Here is a 20970-nt window from a genome sequence, read left to right on the forward strand (position 1 = left end):
CTTACTACTTGATTTTTACCGTAATCTGGGCGGGGAACATGTAAGCCGGATCGTTACGCTGGTAAAGGGTGCGGCGCAGGGTGCCGGGCTGGGTTTTTACCTTGCCCTTGAACAGCTTGCGGCCCTGATACATAACGGTAACGGGCTTTTTAAGATCTACCATCTCCTGGCACAGCGAGAGTGTGAGCTGCGAATAGTCGCAACGGGTGATGGTAATGGTGTTGCCATCTATTTGGGCGCGTACCTCCTTTTCGCGCGATAGCTCGTTAACGGGGGCTGTGAGCCAGTAGAAGTATGGGGTAACCACATCGGCCTGATGCCATACCACGCGCTTAGGGTAGGGGTTACGCTGATACTTGGCCATCCACGTAACAGCCACGGTATCAACACGATCCATCCAATGGCCCTTGCCTTCAACGATATGTCCTTCGTGGATGTAGCCCTCGGGATCGGCTGCGTGCAGCGAGTCCATCTCTACGATACGGTCCTGGCAGCGGTACACACGATCGTAGGCATCATCAAGCTGCCCGCACCAGATCATGAATGGGGTGTTACGCAGATTCAGGAGCGATACATCGCCTGGGTGACCAGCCATCATCGAGGCGGCTGCCCAATGGTCGGCCATGCGGGGGCCAAGGCGCCACACGCCATCGCCACCGGCCGAGTAACCCATGATGTAAACCTTGTTGGGATTTACATCGCAGTAGGCCTGCATCATCATGATAATCTGACGGTAGAACGTGTCGTCCTCGGGACGGAAATGAAGGTCCCATGTGTTGGTGATGGCTCGCGGACTGAGATAAACGGCACCCTGTGGGCGATACAGTCGCTTCTGGTTTTCCCATTGCTGATCGTTAAGTTCGGCAGGGGCGCCGCCACCGCCATGCAGCGAGATGTAAAGGGCGTAGCCATCGGCTGGCTTGGGGCCATAGATGCTCCAATGCAGTTTCATTGTAAGACTGTCGTTTACCAGTACCTTATTGCGGTAGGCATCGGCAAACACGGTACGTACTGAGTCCTTCCACTCGTTGATGAGTGTTTGCTCGTCGGTTGTAGCTGCACTCGCGCCGAATGCAGTAGTGAGCCACATTAGTAAGATAGTTAGTTGCTTTGCTTTCATTGTCATTTAGTGTTTTTGTGAAAAGAGGTGGAACTCTTTGAGCCCCACCTCTCTTAATATACTATTCAGGAAAAATTAGTCCTCCCAATTCTCCTGGCTCTTACGGATGTAAGACTTGTAACGGAGCTGAGCCATGCGCTGAGCCTCAGCGAAGAGCTCCTCGGCCTCGTTAGGATAAGCCTTCTTAACACTCAGGTAGCGAACCTCGCCAAGCAGGAAGTCGTGGAAGTTCTCCCAGTTAGGCTCCTTAGAGTCGAGAGAGAATGGGTTCTTGCCTTCCTCAGCCAGAGCTGGGTTGAAACGCCACAGGTGCCAGTAACCGCACTCAACAGCCTTCTTCTCCTCGGCCTGGCTCTTACCCATACCGCCCTTGGCCTTCAGACCGTGGTTGATACATGGAGCGTAGGCGATGATGATTGAAGGTCCGTGCCAAGCCTCAGCCTCGCGGATAGCCTTGAGGGTCTGTGCGTGGTCGGCGCCCATAGCAATCTGAGCTACGTATACATAACCGTAAGTGGTAGCAATCATACCCAGATCCTTCTTGCGGATGCGCTTACCCTGAGCAGCGAACTGTGCGATAGCACCAAGAGGAGTTGCCTTAGAAGCCTGACCACCGGTGTTAGAGTAAACCTCGGTATCGAGTACCAGGATGTTAACATCCTCGCCAGAAGCAATCACGTGGTCGAGACCGCCGTAACCGATGTCGTAAGAGGCACCGTCACCACCGATGATCCACTGTGAACGCTTAACCAGGTAGTGATCCAGAGTCTGGAGCTCCTTGCAAACTGGGCAGCCCTTAGCAGCGCTCTCGGCGATGCAAGCACGAAGCTTTGGAGCAATCTCCTTAGTCTTCTCAGCGTCGTCCTGATTAGCAATCCACTCCTGAGCAAGTGCCTTGTACTCGTCGCTGGCGTTGCCGTCGATCATCTCCTGCAGCAGCTTAGCTACGCGCTCCTTCATCTTCTTGTTACCAAGAGCCATACCCAGACCGAACTCGCAGAAGTCCTCGAACAGAGAGTTGTTGAATACAGGACCCTGACCCTTCTCGTTCTTAGTGTAAGGTGTAGAAGGAATAGAAGCAGAGTAGATTGAAGAACATCCAGTAGCGTTGGCAATCATCTGGCGATCACCGAACAGCTGAGAAATCAGCTTAACGTATGGAGTCTCACCGCAACCAGAGCAAGCGCCAGAGAACTCGAACAGAGGCTGAGCGAACTGTGAGTTCTTAACATTGCTCTTGATGTCAACCAGGTTCTGCTTGCTCTTAACGTTCTTAACCAGGTACTCCCAGTTCTTAGCCTCCTGAACCATATCGGCAGCATCAGGATTGAATGGAGCCATGGTAAGAGCCTTACCAGTCTTAGGATTGCCTGGGCAGATGTCTGCACAGTTACCGCAACCCAGACAGTCGAGTACTGAAGTCTCGATGCGGAAGTGCATGCCCTTCATAGCGGCAGGAGCCTTCATCTCGAGAGTATCAGCAGCAGCTGCGAAGCCCTTCAGCTCCTCGTCGTCGAGAACGAATGGACGGATAGCAGCGTGAGGACAGATGTAAGCACACTGGTTACACTGGATACAGTTGTCCTTGTTCCAAACAGGAACGAAGGCCTCAACACCACGCTTCTCGTAAGCGGCTGTACCAACCTCCCAAGAACCGTCGACGGTGTTGTGCTTAACGAAGTCAGAAACCTTCAGCAGGTCGCCGGCCTGAGCGTTGATAGGACGAACCAGCTCCTTAACGAATGCAGGAGCGTCGTCGGCCTTAACCTCATCATCTGGCAGGTTAGCCCACTCAGGCTTAACTGTAAGCTGAACATACTCACCACCACGATCGATAGCGGCATAGTTCTTATCAACAACATCCTGACCCTTAGCTCCGTAAGACTTCAAGGCAGCAGCCTTCATCTTCTCAACAGCCAGCTCTACGGGGATTACGCCTGTAATACGGAAGAAGGCACTCTGCAGGATAGTGTTGGTACGGTTACCCAGACCAATCTCCTGAGCAATCTTAGTAGCGTTGATGGTATAAACAGTAATGTTGTTCTGTGCGAAGTAACGCTTTACCTTGTTAGGCATGAACTTCTCGAGCTCGTCGGCGTCGAAGATGGTGTTCAGCAGGAACTGACCGTTCTTCTGCAAACCACGTGTAACATCGTACATGTGCAGGTAAGCCTGAACGTGGCAAGCTACGAAGTTAGGTGTAGTTACCAGGTAGGTAGAGCGGATAGGTGTATCACCGAAACGCAGGTGAGAGCAGGTGAAACCTCCCGACTTCTTAGAGTCGTAAGAGAAGTAAGCCTGGCAGTACTTGTCGGTGTTGTCACCAATAATCTTAACTGAGTTCTTGTTAGCACCTACGGTACCATCGGCACCCAGACCGTAGAACTTAGCCTGGAACATGCCAGCACCACCAAGGGCGATCTCCTCAACCTCAGGCAGAGAGGTGAAGGTAACATCGTCTACGATACCAACTGTGAAGTGGTTCTTTGGCTCGGGCATAGCGAGGTTGTTGAACACGCTGATGATCTGAGCTGGTGTGGTGTCGCGGCTACCAAGACCGTAGCGACCGCCAACGATAACTGGACGATCCTGAACATCGTAGAAGGCATCCTTCACGTCGAGGTACAGAGGCTCGCCGTTAGCGCCTGGCTCCTTAGTACGATCCAGAACGGCAATCTTCTTAACTGTCTTAGGAACAGCAGCCAACAGGTGCTTAACTGAGAATGGACGATACAGGTGAACAGAGATCATACCAACCTTCTGACCGTTTGCGTTCAGGTAGTCGATAGCCTCGCGAGCTGCATCGGTAGCCGAACCCATCAGGATGATGATACGATCGGCATCCTCGGCTCCGTAGTATGAGAACAGGTGATACTCACGGCCGGTGATCTTAGAGATCTCGCCCAGGTACTTCTCTACTACCTCGGGTACTGCATCGTAATAAGGATTGCTAGCCTCGCGGTGTGTGAAGAAGGTCTCAGGGTTCTCGGCGGTACCGCGTGTTACAGGGCGCTCAGGGCTCATAGCACGATCGCGGAAACGCTTGATGTACTCTTCCTTAACCAGAGGACGGATATCCTCCATGTCCATCATCTCAATCTTGTGATACTCGTGAGAGGTACGGAAACCATCGAAGAAGTTTACGAATGGAACCATAGTCTCGAGGGTAGCCAGGTGAGGAACAGCGGTAAGGTCCATAACCTCCTGAACTGAACCTGAGCAGAACATAGCAAAACCGGTCTGACGGCAAGCCATTACGTCCTGGTGGTCGCCAAAGATACACAGAGAGTGTGAAGCCAGCGTACGGGCAGATACGTCGAATACGCAAGGAATCAACTCACCGGCAATCTTGTACATGTTAGGGATCATCAGGAGCAAGCCCTGAGATGCGGTGAAGGTAGTAGTAAGGGCACCAGCCTGCAGCGAACCGTGAACGGCACCAGCAGCACCAGCCTCTGACTGCATTTCCTGAACTGAGACGTTCTGACCCCAGAGGTTCTTACGACCACGGGCAGCCCACTCGTCAACATGCTCCGCCATTGGCGAAGACGGGGTGATGGGGTAGATAGCAGCTACCTCCGAGAACATATAGCTCACGTGAGCTGCTGCCTCGTTACCATCACAGGTGATAAACTTCTTTTCTTTAGCCATTGTCTTTGATAACTATAAAAAAATGAATAACTATATGTGTAAATTTTACTTAATAGACTCGTACATTATTAATATAGGAATCCCAGTAGCCACAAGGGTATCTGGTTTTCTTTTCCTATCTCGGTATTGTAACGCGCATAAATGATGTCGGGCGACGTGCGCAGCTTGCCGGTTGCCTTGGCATCTATCACGCGGAACTTTAGCTTCTCATCTACCACGTAGTTGGCATCGCGCGTGCTGCAGCTGTTAACCTTATGATCCTTCCACAGCGAGTTAACGAAGAATGTCTCCATCGCCTCCTGCTTATCTACCTGGATAGGATAGATGGCGTACATCAGGTTTGAGTTGTGCAGCATAATCTTGGTAGGTTTCTTGGGGAACTCCTGACCAACGGGGTAAATCAGATTCAGCAGACGGGCATCGGTAAGATACTTGATGTAGTTCATAACCGTGGCGCGGCTGGTTTCGATATCCTGTGCCAGCTTACTTACGTTAGGAGCCTTCGAGGCACCCTCTTCGGCAATCTGGTAGAACAGTTTCTTAATCTTCGTAAGGTATTTCAGCTCAATCTGCTTAACCAGAAGAATGTCTACCTCGGTCATCATGTTCATTGTCTTCAGCAAGTTCTCGCTGTAGTTGCGATGCTCCTGGAAGAAGGGGTAGAACCCGTGGTGAATGTAATCCTGGAAATACTTGTTGGGCGATGCCTTAGGCAGGATCTGCTTGATAATATGCTCGTGATCCTTCAGAATCTCCTCGAGTGTGTAGGGCTTGAAATTATTACCCGTCATCAGATTGATGAACTCGCGGAACGAGAAACCACGCAGGTTGTAGCTCTTTACGATACCGTTAAGTTCGGGGTTCTCGTCTTTCAGGCGCATCACACTCGAACCTGTGAACACAATCTTCAGGTTGGGGTACAAGTCGTAGCACTTACGGAGCTCGCTACTCCAATCGGGTTGCTTAAACACCTGGTCGATCAGAAGTACACGACCGCCTTGCTTGTAGAACTTGCCTGCAAAGTTGGCGATGCCCTGACCCTGAAAGAAGAAGTTGTTCATGTTGATATACAGACATTGCTTGTCGAGTACATCAAAATTCTCCTTGGCGTACTGAAGTAGAAAAGTAGTTTTGCCGACACCTCGTGTGCCTTTAATACCAATCATGCGGTCGTTCCAGTTTATCTCATCCATAAGAATGCGACGAACCGGTGCATTTGCATGCTCTACGAGATATCTGTGCGTCCTGAAAAAAGCTTCCATTCCTGCTTGATTTGTTTCTTTGTACTTTTAAAAGTGGTGCAAAGATACACATTTTATCTTAAATTGCAAACTCTAACTTGCAAAATCTCAAAAAAAAGTAGTAATTTTGCGCCAAAATTGAATAAAATGGCAAAATTATACGTATTTAATCCAGAACACGACCTTGCTTTGGCTGCAAACCTCTCAAATTTTACTGCGCCGCATGCCGGACGACAGTTGCGACATGATTTGGGATACCTGCCCGCACTTTGGGCCGGCGACGAGGATCTGATTCTGGTGGATGATGTGGAAACAGCCGTGAGGGCTTATGGCCGATTAAGGGCCAAAGTGGGTGGAACACCCAAGAAGTTTATCAATGCATCGCAGTTGGCGAACGAGGATATTACCGATGTGGAGCCTTGGGGCTGGGATCTGGCCTTGCGTGCTTTCTTGAAGCGTAAGGGGGTAGATGTCGTGCCTGATGAGGAACAGATAGAGGTGATTCGCGACTTGTCGCATCGCAAGCATGCCGTAGATCTGTTGCGAGAGCTGCAGTTGCCAGGCTGTATCGGTACTTCATGTTGTGCTGATACCATCTTCGAGATTCGTGATGAGATGAGGCTTCATGGTAAGGTGGTGGTAAAAGCCCCGTGGAGCAGTAGTGGGCGAGGGGTGCGCTTCTTAAACGTAGCTTTCGATGAGTATCAGGAGCGTTGGATTAAGAACATCGTCAAGAATCAAGGATGTGTAGTAGTTGAGCCTTATTATAATAAGGTGAAAGATTTTGGTATGGAGTTTGTGAGCGATGGCAAAGGCCGGGTTTCTTATCTGGGATTATCGCTGTTTCACACCAAGAACGGTGCCTATACGGGCAACCTGATTGCTACCGAAGATGAGAAACAGGAATTGATAAGTAATTATATACCAGCGGCTTTGCTGGTCGAAGTTAGAGAAAAGATATGCCAGTATATGGGCCAGAAATTAAAGGAAAAATATCGCGGACCGTTCGGTGTGGATATGATGCTGGTATCAACCGCCGATAAGGACGGGTTCCTGCTGCATCCATGTGTTGAGATAAATCTGCGTCGCACCATGGGCCATGTGGCGCTGGCCATACAGCCCTTTGCCGATGGCTTTACACGTGTGATGCGAATAGAATATACCGATAAATACAAGATGCACGTGGTAAAGCGATAGCATCTGATTGCAAAAAGTAATCCCTGCCAAACTACATTGGCAGGGATTTCTCTTTATTATTAATAAGGTGTAATCTTACTCGATAACGATCAAAGCATCGTCCTCCATTACACTCTCACCAACCTTTACGCAAATAGCTGTAACCTTACCGTCCTTCTCGGCAGCCAGGTTGTTGGCCATCTTCATAGCCTCGAGAACTACTACTGTATCGCCAGCCTTTACCTCGTCGCCCTCGGCAACCAGAATGTCGGTAATAACACCTGGCAGAGGAGCCTTTACGGCATTGGCCTTGTTTACAGCGCCCTTGTTGGCTGCAGGAGCGTCGTCGGCAGCAGCTGTTGCAGCGGCCTTAACTACTGGCTTCTTCTTCTCAGGTTCAGCCTGCTTCTCCATTTCAACGGTATACTGTTCGCCGTTAACGGTCAGGGTAGCGATGTTATCAGTAATATCGCCTACCACAACCTCGTACTTGTTTCCATTAATGGTATACTTGTATTCTTTCATTTTTAGGGATGTTGAGTGAATGTTTGCGCATAGCCGTTCCACTGGGTGGGGCGCGCGTTAATTGTTATAATGCCCGTTTCAACGTCGTGAACGTTGTTTCCCAGATGCTCGTGCAGGGCCAGGGCAATTGCAGCATATACTTCGTTATTATTCATGTTAATCAATTGTCAATTACATAGGTATGTTACCGTGCTTCTTAGCGGGCAGCGAGTCGCGCTTGGTAGCGAGCTGAGCCAGACCGCGGCAGATGCGGAAACGAGTGTTGCGTGGCTCGATAACATCATCGATGTAGCCATACTTGGCAGCCTGATAAGGATTAGCGAAGAGCTCGTTGTACTCGTCCTCCTTCTCAGCGATGAATGCCTTAACGTCCTCGCCAGCCTCTTTCTTAGCCTTAGCCTCCTTAGCGTACAGTACGGCAGCAGCACCCGATGCACCCATAACGGCGATCTCGGCTGATGGCCATGCGTAGTTAAGGTCGGTATGCAGCTGCTTAGAGCCCATAACGATGTGTGAACCACCGTACGACTTACGCAGAGTAACAGTAATCTTGGGTACAGTAGCCTCGCCGTAAGCGTAGAGCAGCTGAGCACCGTGCAGGATAACTGCGTTGTACTCCTGACCAGTACCAGGCAGGAATCCTGGAACGTCTACGAGAGATACGATAGGAATATTGAAGGCGTCGCAGAAACGAACGAAACGGGCACCCTTACGGCTGGCGTTAACGTCGAGTACACCTGCGTAGCAAGCAGGCTGGTTAGCTACGATACCTACGCTCTGACCGTTGAAGCGAGCGAAACCTACGATGATGTTCTTAGCGAACTTAGGCTGTACCTCGAAGAACTCGCCGTTATCGGTAATAGCGGCGATAACCTTGTACATATCGTATGCCTCGTTGGGGTTCTCGGGGATAATCTCGTTCAGAGTGTCCTCCATACGGTTGATAGGATCGGTGCAAGGCTTAGAAGGAGCTGTCTCCATGTTGTTTGATGGGATGTAGCTCAGCAGAGTCTTGATCATCTGCAGACCCTCTTCCTCGGTCTTAGCTGTGAAGTGGGTTACACCCGACTTGGTAGCGTGAACCGATGCACCACCCAGGTGCTCCTGGTCGATATCCTCGCCAGTTACGGTCTTTACAACCTTTGGACCTGTGAGGAACATGTATGATGTACCCTCCATCATCAGAGTAAAGTCGGTAAGAGCGGGGCTGTAAACAGAACCACCGGCGCAAGGACCGAAGATACCTGAAATCTGAGGAATAACACCTGAAGCCAGGATGTTACGCTCGAAGATCTCGGCGAAACCAGCCAGAGAGTTGATACCCTCCTGAATACGTGCACCACCCGAATCGTTGATACCGATAACAGGAGCGCCCATCTTCATGGCCATATCCATAATCTTACAAATCTTCTGACTCATAGTCTCCGACAGAGAACCTGCGTGTACAGTAAAGTCCTGTGCGAAGACGAATACCAGACGACCATCGATAGTACCTGAACCGGCTACTACACCATCACCAAGGAACTGCTTCTTCTCCATGCCGAAGTTATGGCAGCGATGCTCCTTAAACATATCGTACTCTTCGAACGAACCCTCGTCGAGCAGCATGTCAATACGCTCACGAGCGGTATACTTACCACGGTCGTGCTGTTTCTGAATAGCTTTCTCACCACCACCGAGACGGGCCTGTTCGCGCTTCTCGATGAGTTGCTTGATTTTTTCTAACTGTTTGCTCATTTCTTTTTTTATATTTTGAGAATATACTTTCTTTATGATTACTCAGGGTGCTCACAGAGCTCTGTCAAGATACCGCAGGTTGATTTGGGGTGCAGGAAAGCGATGTTCAATCCCTCGGCGCCCTTGCGTGGTTTCTCGTCGATCAGGCGAACGCCCTTCTCCGAAACCTCGGCCAGACCTTTGGCTACACCGTCCTCAACACAGAAGGCTACATGATGTACGCCCTTGTTGCCTTTGTCAAGCCACTTCTGGATGGTGCTCTCAGGTGATGTGGGCTCCAGCAACTCAAGCTTTACCTCGCCGCAACGCAGAAAGGCTGTTTTCACTTTCTGGTCCTCAACTACTTCTGTTGCATAACACTCCAGACCCAGCACGTCGGTAAAATACGGCAGGCTTTCTTCAATGCTCTGGACGGCAATACCCAGATGCTCAATGTGCGAAATCTTCATAACCTTAAAAATTAGAATTAATATTTTCGAATTGCAAAGGTACAAAACTTATTGGATAATCCAACCTTATTTTGCTTTTTTTATTAAAAAAAAGAGATTGTAGCGCGTTTTCGGCTACAATCTCTTGTTTATTGTGTATATTTACTCAGCTTATTTATTGTTGTAAGGGTTGGTGTAAATCTTGTCCTTATCGTAGAACTTTGGCCAGTCGCCATAGTTGGTGGCGTCGTTTACCCACTCGCTAAACAGTCGGTAGGCGGTAGCTATACTAATTCTTTCCTGAGGATAGTCAAAATCGCCTGGCATAATAATGGCGAAAGGAGGTTCGCCGGTTGCTGGTAAGCCGATTGTTCTGCCGGTAACGGTGTTTGTGATGTAAATGTTGCTCAGGAACTGCTTGATAGTTGTTGATTCATCTACTCTGTAAATACCCGATACTTCGGGCAAAGTGTTTTCTGATGCAACGGTGTTTACGAAAGTTGAGGTTTCTACGTCAAACAGGCTGTGTACTTCCTTGCCGTTCAAATCTGTTCCTCTTGAGAATTCGCCTACAATACCGCTGATAAGAACGGGGTCGTTAGCACCAGTAGCAATCAGCGACAGCATTAATTCGGTATCCGAAATGCGGGTGCAACGCAATACCACGTCGTTCATATCGTAGTCGGCTGTATTGGGGCGGTCCTCAAAGCACATGGTGTACGAAAACTCGTTAACCTCTTGCTCCTCGTCGAACATGTCTACACCGGTATCGCCTGCAGAACCCATCTCAACAATGATGTCACTAAACTGTGCGTCGGTTCCTTCCTCGAAAGTGAGATATACTTTATTGTTGGCGGTAAACGTTGCCATACGGGGAGAGTCGAGATCCATGTGGAAGTCTTTAACAGAACGATGGAAATTACCGTAGCTGTTTATCTCTGTGTTTAATGCGCCATAACCGTACACGCAGCCTTTTAGGCTGTTGTTGCCATTGTTGTTGTTAGCTTTTGCACCACCATCTTTCCTTACCATGAATCCAATACGGTAGCCTGCAGGGATAATAGTAGAAGGCTTTGCGCTTGGTGGAACAATTTGTTTATCGGGGAATTGCTTCTCTGGCAGATCAAAGTCGGTAATAGCAGTTGCTGGATGTTCTTCGTATAGCTCGAATGTCCATTCTCGGGCATCTCTAAAGTTCCCACTTACATTTGTTCCTCCTCTATAAAGATACGAACGACCAGTATCTATAAGTGCCTTGATAAAATTGCTCTTGGCTGAACTTAAAATGAATACTTTTTTGCCCACTATGTCTTTGAAAGCAAAGGGATTCTTTGCATCATCTGTAACATAGATAGTGTAGTTTTTTAGACTATTCTCTGTGATGTCCTTAACTTCAACATATTCACCATTGTTCCACCAAAAGAATTTTTGGCTTCCTACGTTATAAAGCATCACAGAGTTATCATTGGCGTTAGTAAAAACTTGCCATAGTTGATACTTGATATCAACTGCGCCGTCGTCCTTCAAATTTTCTGTTTGGTCGCCATATGTGATATAGTGATTTGAATCTGGTATTGGCGTTGGTTTCGCATCACTTTTGCCAGAGTGATTGTAGATGCGATAGTAGTTCCCGTCTGTAGTATAGCCATACGAATCAAGTGAATATGACTTGGATATAAACTCTGAAGCATTTCCATAGAAAGGCAGCAGATATTCGTGCTGTCTGAGGAATTTTGTGTCAGGGTCGTTTTTGGGGGTTCCTGTAACAGCGCTGATGCCATCTCTTACCTCGTTCACGTCGATAGCCTTGAACTTTGGTAACGTTTTGATATAGTTAGCCTCTGAAGTTCCTTCAGGAATGTCGCCTGTTCTGTAGTAATAGTAATAGATGTCGCACCAATAGGCCTCGGTCGAAGCAGCCTGAACGGGGGTTAATGTGATAGCTGCATCGCCGGTGCTTACCAGATGGTTGCCGTATAAACGAACGCGACTGCTCTCTTTGATGATTGGTAGATTATTTTTCGCTTTACCCTTTTCATATCTACCGAGCGCATCTTCGAATATGATCTCAAGATTAGCTTCTTCTTCTGCGGATAAAGCCGGAGCATTTCTGTAAATGGTGTTATTGGATACGGTCCAACCATTAGGGTTTCCTGAACTGGTTAGCTGCCACAATCGGTCGTTTTCCCAATTTGAGCCTTTCCAGCTGCTGTAAGCATTGTTGGTGCTTTTGGCACGTTCTGCATTGTACGACTGGAATGAGCTCTTAAAGTCAAGCGATATCTCTGGTAGTTCAGCTCCAGCTCTTGTGATAGCTGCAGCACGGGTGGTAGCAGCAGAACTCTTGAAGCTAACAGTCTTGTCGCCAATATTAAAGGCCTGAATATAGTACTTTCCGTTGTTGTCGGTGCAGGCGGCAACCACCTGGGTGGTGGTTCGTGGTGCATCGTAGCTCAAAGTCACGGTCTGTCCGGCTGTAGCTTCTGTCTCAGCCAGAATCTTTGCATTCTTGTTAAAGAACGGAGATCCTGTCAAGATCTGCACCTTGGAAATGTTGGCCAAGTTAGCATCGGCTGTAATGCTTACTGTACCAGATGTCGTGGTACGCCAATCCTGGTTAGGATCAATCAAACCAAATATTTGCTCGGCATTTTCCTTAATGTCGTTAGTATCGTTATAAACGAACTCCTTGGTACAACTGCCTAACGATAAAATGCTTAGTAATGCATAAATCGATATCTTTCTCATCGCAAAAATTCTTTTAGTTACGTTATTATACTTCAAACAAACTGTATTTTGTGCAAAGATAACGTTTTTATTTATATTGTACCCGCGAAGCTTCGAAAAACCCTCGAAAATTAACAAATATTATAAATTTATAGTAATTTTCCCGTTAATTTGGCGATTCGTCAGGAAATTAGGTACGGCCCATTGGGTGTTGGTTACATCAGTTACCCAATAGTAGCTGTTTACGTTTGATATGCCGAACAGGTTCAGACAGTCGATTCCTAACCAGATGCCCTTGATGCCCTTAGTGTTTTTCAGAGCACAGTAGCTCATTCCGATATCGGCACGTTTGTAGGCGGGAGCACGGAATTGTTGCTGCTCCAGTCCCCTGTGTGGGGCGCCAAAGGGCAGACCATCGGCAAATGCCAATCTCAGCGTCATCTTCCATCGTTCTGTACCTGGGAAATAATCTGTAAAATGCAGGTTTACAGCCCATCGCTGGTCGGTGGGTAATGGTATCCATTGGTTGTTGAACTTCTGACGGGTGCTCATCAGCGAGAGGGTAAGCCACGAGTCGGTTCCTGGTACAAATTCGCCGTACAGTTTTAGGTCGATACCTGTGGCGTAACCCTTGGTAAGGTTCTCGCCGTAATAGGTGATCTTCATGTTCTGAACATTATACGGAATCAGGTTGTTAAGTGCTTTGTAATAGGCTTCGGCTGTAAATTTGAACGGGCGGTTCAGCATGCTGAAGCGGTAATCTGTAGCAGCTATGAAGTGGATAGACTGCTGACTCTTGATATGGCTATTTAATGTAGCTGTTGTGATACCGTTAACAGTAGTGGTGTCGCGCATCTCTTTGTAGAATGGTGCCTGATAATACAATCCGGTTGCGAATCTGAAGGTAAGATCGCTGTTAAATGCCGGCACGATGGCTAATGAGGCTCTGGGTGATACGGTTGTTTCCTTGTTGTAACTCCAGTTGGCAATTCTCACGCCGAAATTCAGCGTAAAGTAATTGTCGCCTTTTGCCCAGTGGTAAACATCTTGAATGTACGCCTCAATTCTGTTGCTTCTGATATCGTTCTTGGCATTCAACGTGTATATCAGATTCAGCTTGTCGGCAGAGTGGGGAATAGAGTAGCCGCTCGAGTCGCGCATCTCATATTCGCGTGATTGTTCCTTGATGTGTTCTGTCTTGTAGCTGATGCCGGCTTCGATGTCGTGATGGCGTGTTTGATGGCGGGCTATCAGCTTGAAATTGATCACATCGGCCGACAGATAGTTGCGAGCGTGTTCCATGTAGGTGCCCACACCTAAACTCTCCTGAGTCTGTGTATCATTGAGCCAATACTGACCTGTGATATCATAAGTTTCTCGTTCCTTGGTATGGAATGCTGATGTAAGAAACTTTATACTGGTTGAATCGCTGATTTTACGTGTAATTCCGAGTGCGCCGAATAGGGTGTTGAAACGGTCCTTTTCCTGCCCGTCGAAGTAAACTTTAAACTGCTTGGAATCAGCCAGAGTACCGAAACTTGTTTCTCTGTCTTTGGGCGTAAAGTTGTAATGATTATCAGCTATATTGCCTATAAAATCTATGTTCCACCTTTTGTTTGGTTTATAGCATATATATGTCTGATAATCAAGATAATTAGGCTTATATTCTCCTGTTGTTTCTAATGTGTTTAGCAGGTAGCGGTTAGTCTTGTATCTGATACCGTGACTCATCGAGAAACGGCTGTTGCCGTAACCGATAAAACTACTCGCACCTAACAGCGAGGCTGTGGCATTGGCCTCAAAGCCTTTAATGTGTCTGTAAGTAATATCTAGTACCGACGACATTTTGTCGCCGTATTTCGCTTCGTATCCGCCCGTTGAAAATCCAATTTTCTCGACCATATTAGGGTTGATAACAGACAGCCCTTCCTGCTGTCCACTACTGATTAATAATGGTCGGTAAACCTCAATCTGGTTGATGTAAACAGAGTTCTCGTCGAACGATCCGCCGCGTACATTATATTGTGATGATAGCTCGATATGGCTCGATACACCAGCCTGCTGCTGTATCATCTCCTCTACCGCATTACCTGTGGTTGATGGCGTTTGTTGCAGGTGTTTGGTGTCCAGTTGTTCTGTTTGTGAAGTCTGGCGGCGGCGTTGTGTTACCGTTACCTCGCTCAGCGTGGCTGCCGGATGCATCACAATCTGTACTGTCATCTTGCCTTTGGGACGTTTAAACACGCGCTTTCTTACGCCATAGCCCACCATTGTGAATTTTACCACAACCGAGTCGGCTGTGCTCAGACCGATGCTGAACTCGCCTTTCAGATTAGTCATGGTTAGCTTTCCTTGGGCGGCGCACGATATGGTTACAAGTTCCAATGCATGCCCATCTTCGTCGATCACTTTTCCCTTCAGGGTGAAGTCATCGGCGGCTGCAGTCAGGGTACTCATCAATAGTACCAATATGATGATGAATTTGTTTAATTTGCGTATCATTATAACATAATAACGGAAAAATCGCGCTTTTATTTGCTAATAATTTGTTTTTTCTTTGCTATTTCGACAAAAATGTCTATTTTTGCACTATAAAACCATCAAATTGTTACGATTATGAAGAAATATGTACTCTCAGCCTATCTGGTGCTATTCAGCTTTTTGCTGACTATGGCAGCACCTGTCGACGAGCAGTCGGCCCGTAAAATTGCCAGCGATTTCTTGCGTAGCAAAATGCCTCATGTAACCCGTTCCGCCAGCGGAGAACTAACCCGTGCTGTAACAGGTATAGCCGATGGCGATAACGCCGGTATCTATGTGTTTAATGCAGATGGAGGTTTCGTAGTAATTAGTGCTGATGACGAACTACCATCGGTACTTGCATATGGTTTGAAGAATAGCTATGATGCACAGACTGCACCTCCTGCTATGAAGGCTATGCTCGAGGCTTATAATCATGCAGTAAACAGTAGCGTTAAAACACGTGCTGCCGTACCTACGCATGCAGATATTTCTCCTCTGATTAAGACCCAATGGAATCAGAATACTCCCTATAATAATAATTGCCCTGTTGAGTCGGGCGTGAACTGTCCTACTGGTTGTGTGGCTACTGCGGTGGCTCAGATTATGTATTATCACAAATGGCCAGAAACATTTAATTGGGATGCCATGAAGACCACCTATTCGTCAGACGATACTGGTGAGGCTGTTGATGCTGTAGCCAAACTGATGGCAGATGTAGGCGAGAAAGTGTACATGCAATATGGCTCAGAAAGCTCAAATGCCTATGATTATGATGCCTGTGAAGCGCTTCGTATCCAATACGGCTATGCCGAAACAACGAATTATATCGAGCGTACATGCTATACCGCCAAGGGTTGGGACGAAGTCATCTATAATGAGTTGGCTGCTAACCGTCCTGTTTTCTATGCTGGAAATTCGGCCTCTTCTGGTCAGGGCATTGTTGGACATGCTTTTATTCTTGATGGCTATCAGGCAAAAGATGACGTGGGCTATTTCCATGTAAACTGGGGTTGGGGAGGTTCAAGCGATGATTACTTCCTGATTTCTGTTTTGAATCCTGAAATGCAATATACGGGTGGTAATGCTGGTTCAAGTGGCTATTCTTTCAGTCAGTCGGCACTTGTAGGTGTTGAGAAAGGTGCGTCGGTTGCAGGAAAGTCTATGCGATTGTTTGTAAATAGCTGTACCATAAAAAGCGATAAAGGTACCTATACTCGTAACTCTGCTTCGGAAAACTTTCCTGGCATACAGTTGATGCTGAGTTTATATAATGTTACTCAACCTAAAGTAGTACGTCACCATGATTTGGGTTATGCATTATACCAGAATGATAAACTGGTGGCAATGATTGATTCGGTATCAATCGATTTCGATTTTGACTATTTTAAAGGCACCTCATCATTTACTACCGCTTCGTTGGCATTTGGTAAGGGACTTGCTGATGGTACTTATCAGCTGCGAGCCATGAGCCGTGAAACGGGAAAGAGTTTGTGGCAACAGGCTTTGAACGCTACTTGTCGTTATATTGAGCTAACCATCAATGGTAATCAGATGACAACCAAGGCTTACGGATCATTTGAAGATCCTTCTGTTTCAAGTTTTACTATCAATTCGGTAACCGTAAGCGAGAATTGTGAGGTGGGTAAGCCAATAACAATTACCGTAAACGTAACAGATAAGAACAAGACAAACAATGCCCCATTGTTCCTGTATGGTAATGCCAGCTTAGAGCAGGGTACTGATAAGTTCCAGCTCCTGACAGGTGGTGGTACCAACCTTGAGGCTGGTGAAACAGGTGATGTTGTACTTGTATATACACCTCAGCGTGCGGGTAATTTTGTGTTCTATCTAAGTGGTAATAGTAGTGAACTCACAGATTCTCTCTATCGTTTCGAGGCAAATGTCTCGGGGATGGCGTTAATCTTGGATCTGGAAGTAGACGGTGCAAAATCTACATCATCAGGTTGGAAAGAAGCATCTACAGGAACAACTTTGAAGGGTGTTGCGCACATTTCTAATTATGGTTCGGCAGCATATAATGACGATATTGTTGTTTTGTTGTATGGTGGTACGGCACCGAATGATATTGTGTCCATCACTAGTGTAAAAACAATGGTAAATATTGCTATTGGCGAAACAAAGGATATTCCATTCAATTTCGAGAATCTTACGGTTGGTAATTATTATCTGCCGCTGTTTTTTGGATACAATGGTGATGATCTGTTCCCTCTAAACTTCGAACTTTATGAGAAGGATGGTGGTCAGTATTTCTCATACAAGTATAGTTCTGTCTATCTTTTGTTAGAGGATACTGCCATCAAGGATATCCAAATCGATTCACCTAATGCCGATGTTTATGATATGCGCGGTGTAAGATTGGGTAAGGCATCTGAACTGAAGAGTCTGCCTAAGGGTGTATACATTATTAATAAGAAGAAAGTGGTAAACAAATAAACGATTATGATTGATTATATCATGCAACATCTCTGGCAGTTGTGGGCTGCTGTAGCACTCATCTGTCTGATACTCGAACTTACAGCGGGCGATTTCTTCATTATCTGCTTCGCTATCGGAGCTGTACCTGCTGCTATCGTAGCTGCTATTGGTGCGGGCACCTACTATCAGATTGTGGTGTTTGTGGTTGTTACGCTTGTTAGCTTGTTTTATGTGCGTCCCTTTGCCAAGCGCTATCTGCATAAAGGCGAAGACAAACGTATTAGTAATGCTGATGCGTTGCTGGGCCGACAGGGTAGGGTGGTAGAGCCTATCCAGGCTGGTGGTTCCGGTCGTGTGCAGATAGATGGCGACATCTGGAAAGCCGTAACCAAGAGCGAGATCGATATCCCAGAGGGTGCTAACGTGGTTGTAGTAGATCGTGCGTCAACCATCATCACAGTAGAGAAAATGTAAAAATTGAAAAAATAAAAAAATAAAAAATGGATATAATGTCTTACATCTTGATAGCCATTGTGGTATGCGTGGTTATCTTTGCCAAAATGGCACTTGTGATTATTCCTCAGTCAGAAACCAAGATCATCGAACGCCTGGGTCGTTACTATGCTACGCTCCAGCCTGGTATCAACATCATCATTCCGTTCATCGATCGTGCTAAGTCGATAGTTGTTCTGCATCATGGACGCTATATGTACTCTACCACCATTGATCTGCGTGAACAGGTGTACGATTTCCCAAAGCAGAATGTGATTACAAAAGATAACGTACAGACAGAGATTAATGCGCTGCTGTATTTCCAGATTGTTGATCCCTTTAAGGCTACTTACGAGATTAACAACCTGCCCAATGCTATCGAGAAACTTACTCAGACAACTCTGCGTAACATCATCGGTGAACTGGAACTCGACGAGACGCTGACATCTCGCGACACCATCAATAAAAAACTCTCTGCCGTACTCGACGATGCCACCGATAAGTGGGGCGTTAAGGTTAATCGCGTAGAGCTGCAGGATATCACACCTCCTGATTCGGTACTCACAGCCATGGAGAAGCAGATGCAGGCCGAGCGTAATAAGCGTGCCCAGATTCTGACTTCTGAGGGACAGAAGGCTGCCGAGATTCTGGCTTCTGAAGGTGAGAAGACAGCTATCGTTAACAAGGCCGAAGCTGCTAAGCAGCAGGCTATCCTGCAGGCTGAGGGTGAGGCTCAGGCACGTATTCGCAAAGCCGAGGCCGAAGCTAAGGCTATCGAACTGATTACTCAGGCTGTAGGTAAGAGCACCAACCCTGCCAACTACCTGCTGGCTCAGAAGTATATTCAGATGATGCAGGAGCTTGCAGAGGGCGACAAGACAAAGACCGTTTACCTGCCGTATGAGGCCACTAACCTCCTCGGTTCAATTGGCGGCATCAAGGATTTATTTAAAGCAGAATAATAGCAACACAATTATACATGGTACATAACATTTTTAAAGGTCTGGGCATTGCGCTCATTACCCCATTCAAGGAAGACGGTTCGGTTGACTATGATGCGCTGATACGTCTGGTAGACTATCAGCTTAACAACGGTGCTGACTTCTTTTGCATCCTCGCTACAACAGGTGAAACACCTACGCTGACACGTGAGGAGAAACAGAAGATTAAGGATTTAGTAGTAGACTACGTGCAGGCGCGCGTACCTATATTAATAGGATGTGGCGGAAACAATACCGCTGCTGTCGTAGAAGAGTTACAAACAGCCGACTTCAAGGGCATCGACGGTATTCTTAGCGTTTGTCCTTATTACAACAAGCCTTCGCAGGAAGGATTGTACCAGCACTTTAAGGCCATTGCAGCTGCTACCCAGTTGCCTGTTGTGCTTTATAACGTGCCTGGTCGTACTGGTGTAAACCTTCAGGCTGCTACTACTGTTCGTCTGGCTCGCGATTGTCAGAATATCGTAGCTATTAAGGAGGCCAGTGGTAATCTGGAGCAGGTTGATGAGATTATCAAGAACAAACCTGCCGATTTCGATGTAATCTCTGGCGACGATTCGCTTACATTCCCTATGGTAAGCTGTGGCGCCGTAGGTGTGATCTCTGTTATAGGTAATGCGCTGCCAAAGGAGTTCTCGCGTATGATCCGTTTGCAGATGCGTGGCGAGTACGATCCTGCACGCACTATCCATCATCGTTTTACCGATCTCTTCTCGTTGCTGTTTGTGGATGGCAACCCAGCAGGTGTAAAGGCTATGCTTTCGGAGATGGGCTTTATTCAGAATGTGCTCCGCTTGCCATTGGTGCCCATGCGAATCAATAACATGCAGCGTATGTCTGAGATTCTCAAAGAACTGAAAATTTAAGATATGATAGAAAGCAAGGTTATCCATGAGATTACCCAGTTGACGGGAAAGGATGTGCTCTATATTGCTGAACGACATAAAAAAGAGTTCACCTATCCCATCCATAACCATAAGGTTTTCGAACTTAACTTCGTAGAGCATGCCCCAGGCGTTCGTCGCATTGTGGGCGACTCTAACGAGGTGATTGGTGATTACGACCTTGTGCTGATAACCAGTCCCGATCTGGAGCATGTGTGGGAGCAGGGTAATTGCACCAGCGATGATATCCACGAGGTAACCATACACTTTGAGTTCGATTTTTCAGAGAATAGTATCTTTTCGCGCAATCCCTTCATCTCTATTCAGCAGATGATGCAGGAGGCACGCAAGGGACTTAGTTTCCCTATGGACGCTATTATGCGCGTTTATCAGCAACTTAATTCGCTTTGCTCTGTTAAGGATGGTTTTTATGCCTTCCAGCAGTTCTTGACTATCCTGTATGAGCTTTCAAAGTGTGATGGTGCCCATACGTTGGCTTCAAGCAGCTTTGCTAAGATCGAGGTGACAAGCGATAGCCGACGCGTAACGAAGGTAAAGAACTATATCGAGCAGAACTACACCAAGGAAATCCGATTGACTACACTTGCCGACCTGGCAGGTATGAGTCCTTCGGCTTTCAGTCGTTTCTTTAAGTTGCATACCGGTCGTAATCTGAGTGAGTATATTATCGACCAGCGATTAGGTTATGCCAGCAGAATGTTGGTGGATAGTACTAATTCGGTATCCGAAATCAGCTATGCTTGTGGGTTCAATAACCTGAGCAACTTTAATCGTATTTTCAAGAAACGTAAGGGTTGTAGCCCCTCTGAGTTCCGCGAAAACTACCATAAAACGCGAATTATCGTGTAAAACTGAACTTTTTTCGAAAAAAGTCCGCCAAAAGTTTGGTGGTTCCAAAAAAAGTCAGTACCTTTGCACCCGCAAATCGGAAATGGTTCCGTAGCTCAACTGAATAGAGCATCTGACTACGGATCAGAAGGTTGTGGGTTTGAATCCCGCCGGAATCAC

15 protein-coding genes and 1 tRNA gene are annotated in these 20970 nt (G+C 47.1%); 7 read left to right on the forward strand and 9 right to left on the reverse strand.

From position 1 onward, the window contains the following. Nucleotides 1–4 precede the first annotated feature (4 nt). From T500_RS0113155 to T500_RS0113165, 3 genes are all read right to left on the reverse strand, one after another. Entirely contained in the window at nucleotides 5–1120 is a 1116-nt protein-coding gene (locus tag T500_RS0113155; RefSeq protein ID WP_230580914.1) for an alpha/beta hydrolase, read from the reverse strand. 75 nt (nucleotides 1121–1195) lie between these two features. After that, on the reverse strand, nucleotides 1196–4771 hold the full coding sequence (gene nifJ, locus T500_RS0113160) for a pyruvate:ferredoxin (flavodoxin) oxidoreductase (protein WP_028908501.1): 3576 nt from the start codon (nucleotides 4769–4771) through the stop codon (nucleotides 1196–1198). 68 nt (nucleotides 4772–4839) lie between these two features. Further along, nucleotides 4840–6033 (reverse strand): ATP-binding protein, encoded by a 1194-nt coding sequence (locus T500_RS0113165; RefSeq protein ID WP_028908502.1) that lies wholly within the window; start codon nucleotides 6031–6033, stop codon nucleotides 4840–4842. Between the two features lie 126 nt (nucleotides 6034–6159). On the opposite strand from T500_RS0113165, the gene T500_RS0113170 reads away from it, so the two are divergent. Then, the gene (locus T500_RS0113170) at nucleotides 6160–7209 is read left to right on the forward strand and encodes a hypothetical protein (protein WP_028908503.1); all 1050 of its coding nucleotides are present in this window, start codon (nucleotides 6160–6162) and stop codon (nucleotides 7207–7209) included. Nucleotides 7210–7284: 75 nt separating this feature from the next. Here T500_RS0113170 and T500_RS0113175 read toward each other — a convergent pair whose 3' ends face one another. The 6 genes from T500_RS0113175 to T500_RS0113195 form a co-directional block, all read right to left on the reverse strand. After that, nucleotides 7285–7713: a biotin/lipoyl-containing protein gene (locus tag T500_RS0113175; RefSeq protein ID WP_028908504.1), complete on the reverse strand. Its 429-nt coding sequence runs from the start codon at nucleotides 7711–7713 to the stop codon at nucleotides 7285–7287. Nucleotides 7714–7715: 2 nt separating this feature from the next. Next, nucleotides 7716–7868: a hypothetical protein gene (locus tag T500_RS17185; RefSeq protein ID WP_175456302.1), complete on the reverse strand. Its 153-nt coding sequence runs from the start codon at nucleotides 7866–7868 to the stop codon at nucleotides 7716–7718. A 16-nt stretch (nucleotides 7869–7884) separates the two neighbouring features. Further along, entirely contained in the window at nucleotides 7885–9450 is a 1566-nt protein-coding gene (locus T500_RS0113180; protein ID WP_028908505.1) for an acyl-CoA carboxylase subunit beta, read from the reverse strand. A gap of 38 nt (nucleotides 9451–9488) precedes the next feature. Then, nucleotides 9489–9899: a methylmalonyl-CoA epimerase gene (gene mce / locus T500_RS0113185; RefSeq protein WP_013064811.1), complete on the reverse strand. Its 411-nt coding sequence runs from the start codon at nucleotides 9897–9899 to the stop codon at nucleotides 9489–9491. 150 nt (nucleotides 9900–10049) lie between these two features. Continuing rightward, nucleotides 10050–12626, reverse strand: coding sequence for a DUF4842 domain-containing protein (locus T500_RS0113190; protein ID WP_028908506.1), 2577 nt, complete (start codon nucleotides 12624–12626; stop codon nucleotides 10050–10052). 120 nt (nucleotides 12627–12746) lie between these two features. Then, nucleotides 12747–15107 (reverse strand): TonB-dependent receptor, encoded by a 2361-nt coding sequence (locus T500_RS0113195; RefSeq protein ID WP_028908507.1) that lies wholly within the window; start codon nucleotides 15105–15107, stop codon nucleotides 12747–12749. 114 nt (nucleotides 15108–15221) lie between these two features. Here T500_RS0113195 and T500_RS0113200 point away from each other — a divergent pair, with 114 nt between their 5' ends. The 6 genes from T500_RS0113200 (at nucleotide 15222) to T500_RS0113225 (ending at nucleotide 20969) form a co-directional block, all read left to right on the forward strand. Further along, entirely contained in the window at nucleotides 15222–17582 is a 2361-nt protein-coding gene (locus T500_RS0113200) for a C10 family peptidase (protein ID WP_028908508.1), read from the forward strand. Nucleotides 17583–17588: 6 nt separating this feature from the next. Then, entirely contained in the window at nucleotides 17589–18038 is a 450-nt protein-coding gene (locus T500_RS0113205) for an NfeD family protein (protein ID WP_028908509.1), read from the forward strand. Nucleotides 18039–18064: 26 nt separating this feature from the next. Next, on the forward strand, nucleotides 18065–19018 hold the full coding sequence (locus T500_RS0113210; protein WP_013064961.1) for an SPFH domain-containing protein: 954 nt from the start codon (nucleotides 18065–18067) through the stop codon (nucleotides 19016–19018). Nucleotides 19019–19035: 17 nt separating this feature from the next. Beyond that, on the forward strand, nucleotides 19036–19923 hold the full coding sequence (gene dapA, locus T500_RS0113215) for a 4-hydroxy-tetrahydrodipicolinate synthase (protein ID WP_013064109.1): 888 nt from the start codon (nucleotides 19036–19038) through the stop codon (nucleotides 19921–19923). Between the two features lie 3 nt (nucleotides 19924–19926). Continuing rightward, nucleotides 19927–20811: an AraC family transcriptional regulator gene (locus tag T500_RS0113220; protein ID WP_028908510.1), complete on the forward strand. Its 885-nt coding sequence runs from the start codon at nucleotides 19927–19929 to the stop codon at nucleotides 20809–20811. 84 nt (nucleotides 20812–20895) lie between these two features. After that, nucleotides 20896–20969 (forward strand) — tRNA-Arg (locus T500_RS0113225). The last annotated feature ends 1 nt before the right edge of the window (nucleotide 20970 follow it).

Origin of the sequence: Xylanibacter ruminicola Ga6B6, from assembly GCF_000687715.1 — a bacterium.
Taxonomy (GTDB): domain Bacteria; phylum Bacteroidota; class Bacteroidia; order Bacteroidales; family Bacteroidaceae; genus Prevotella; species Prevotella ruminicola_B.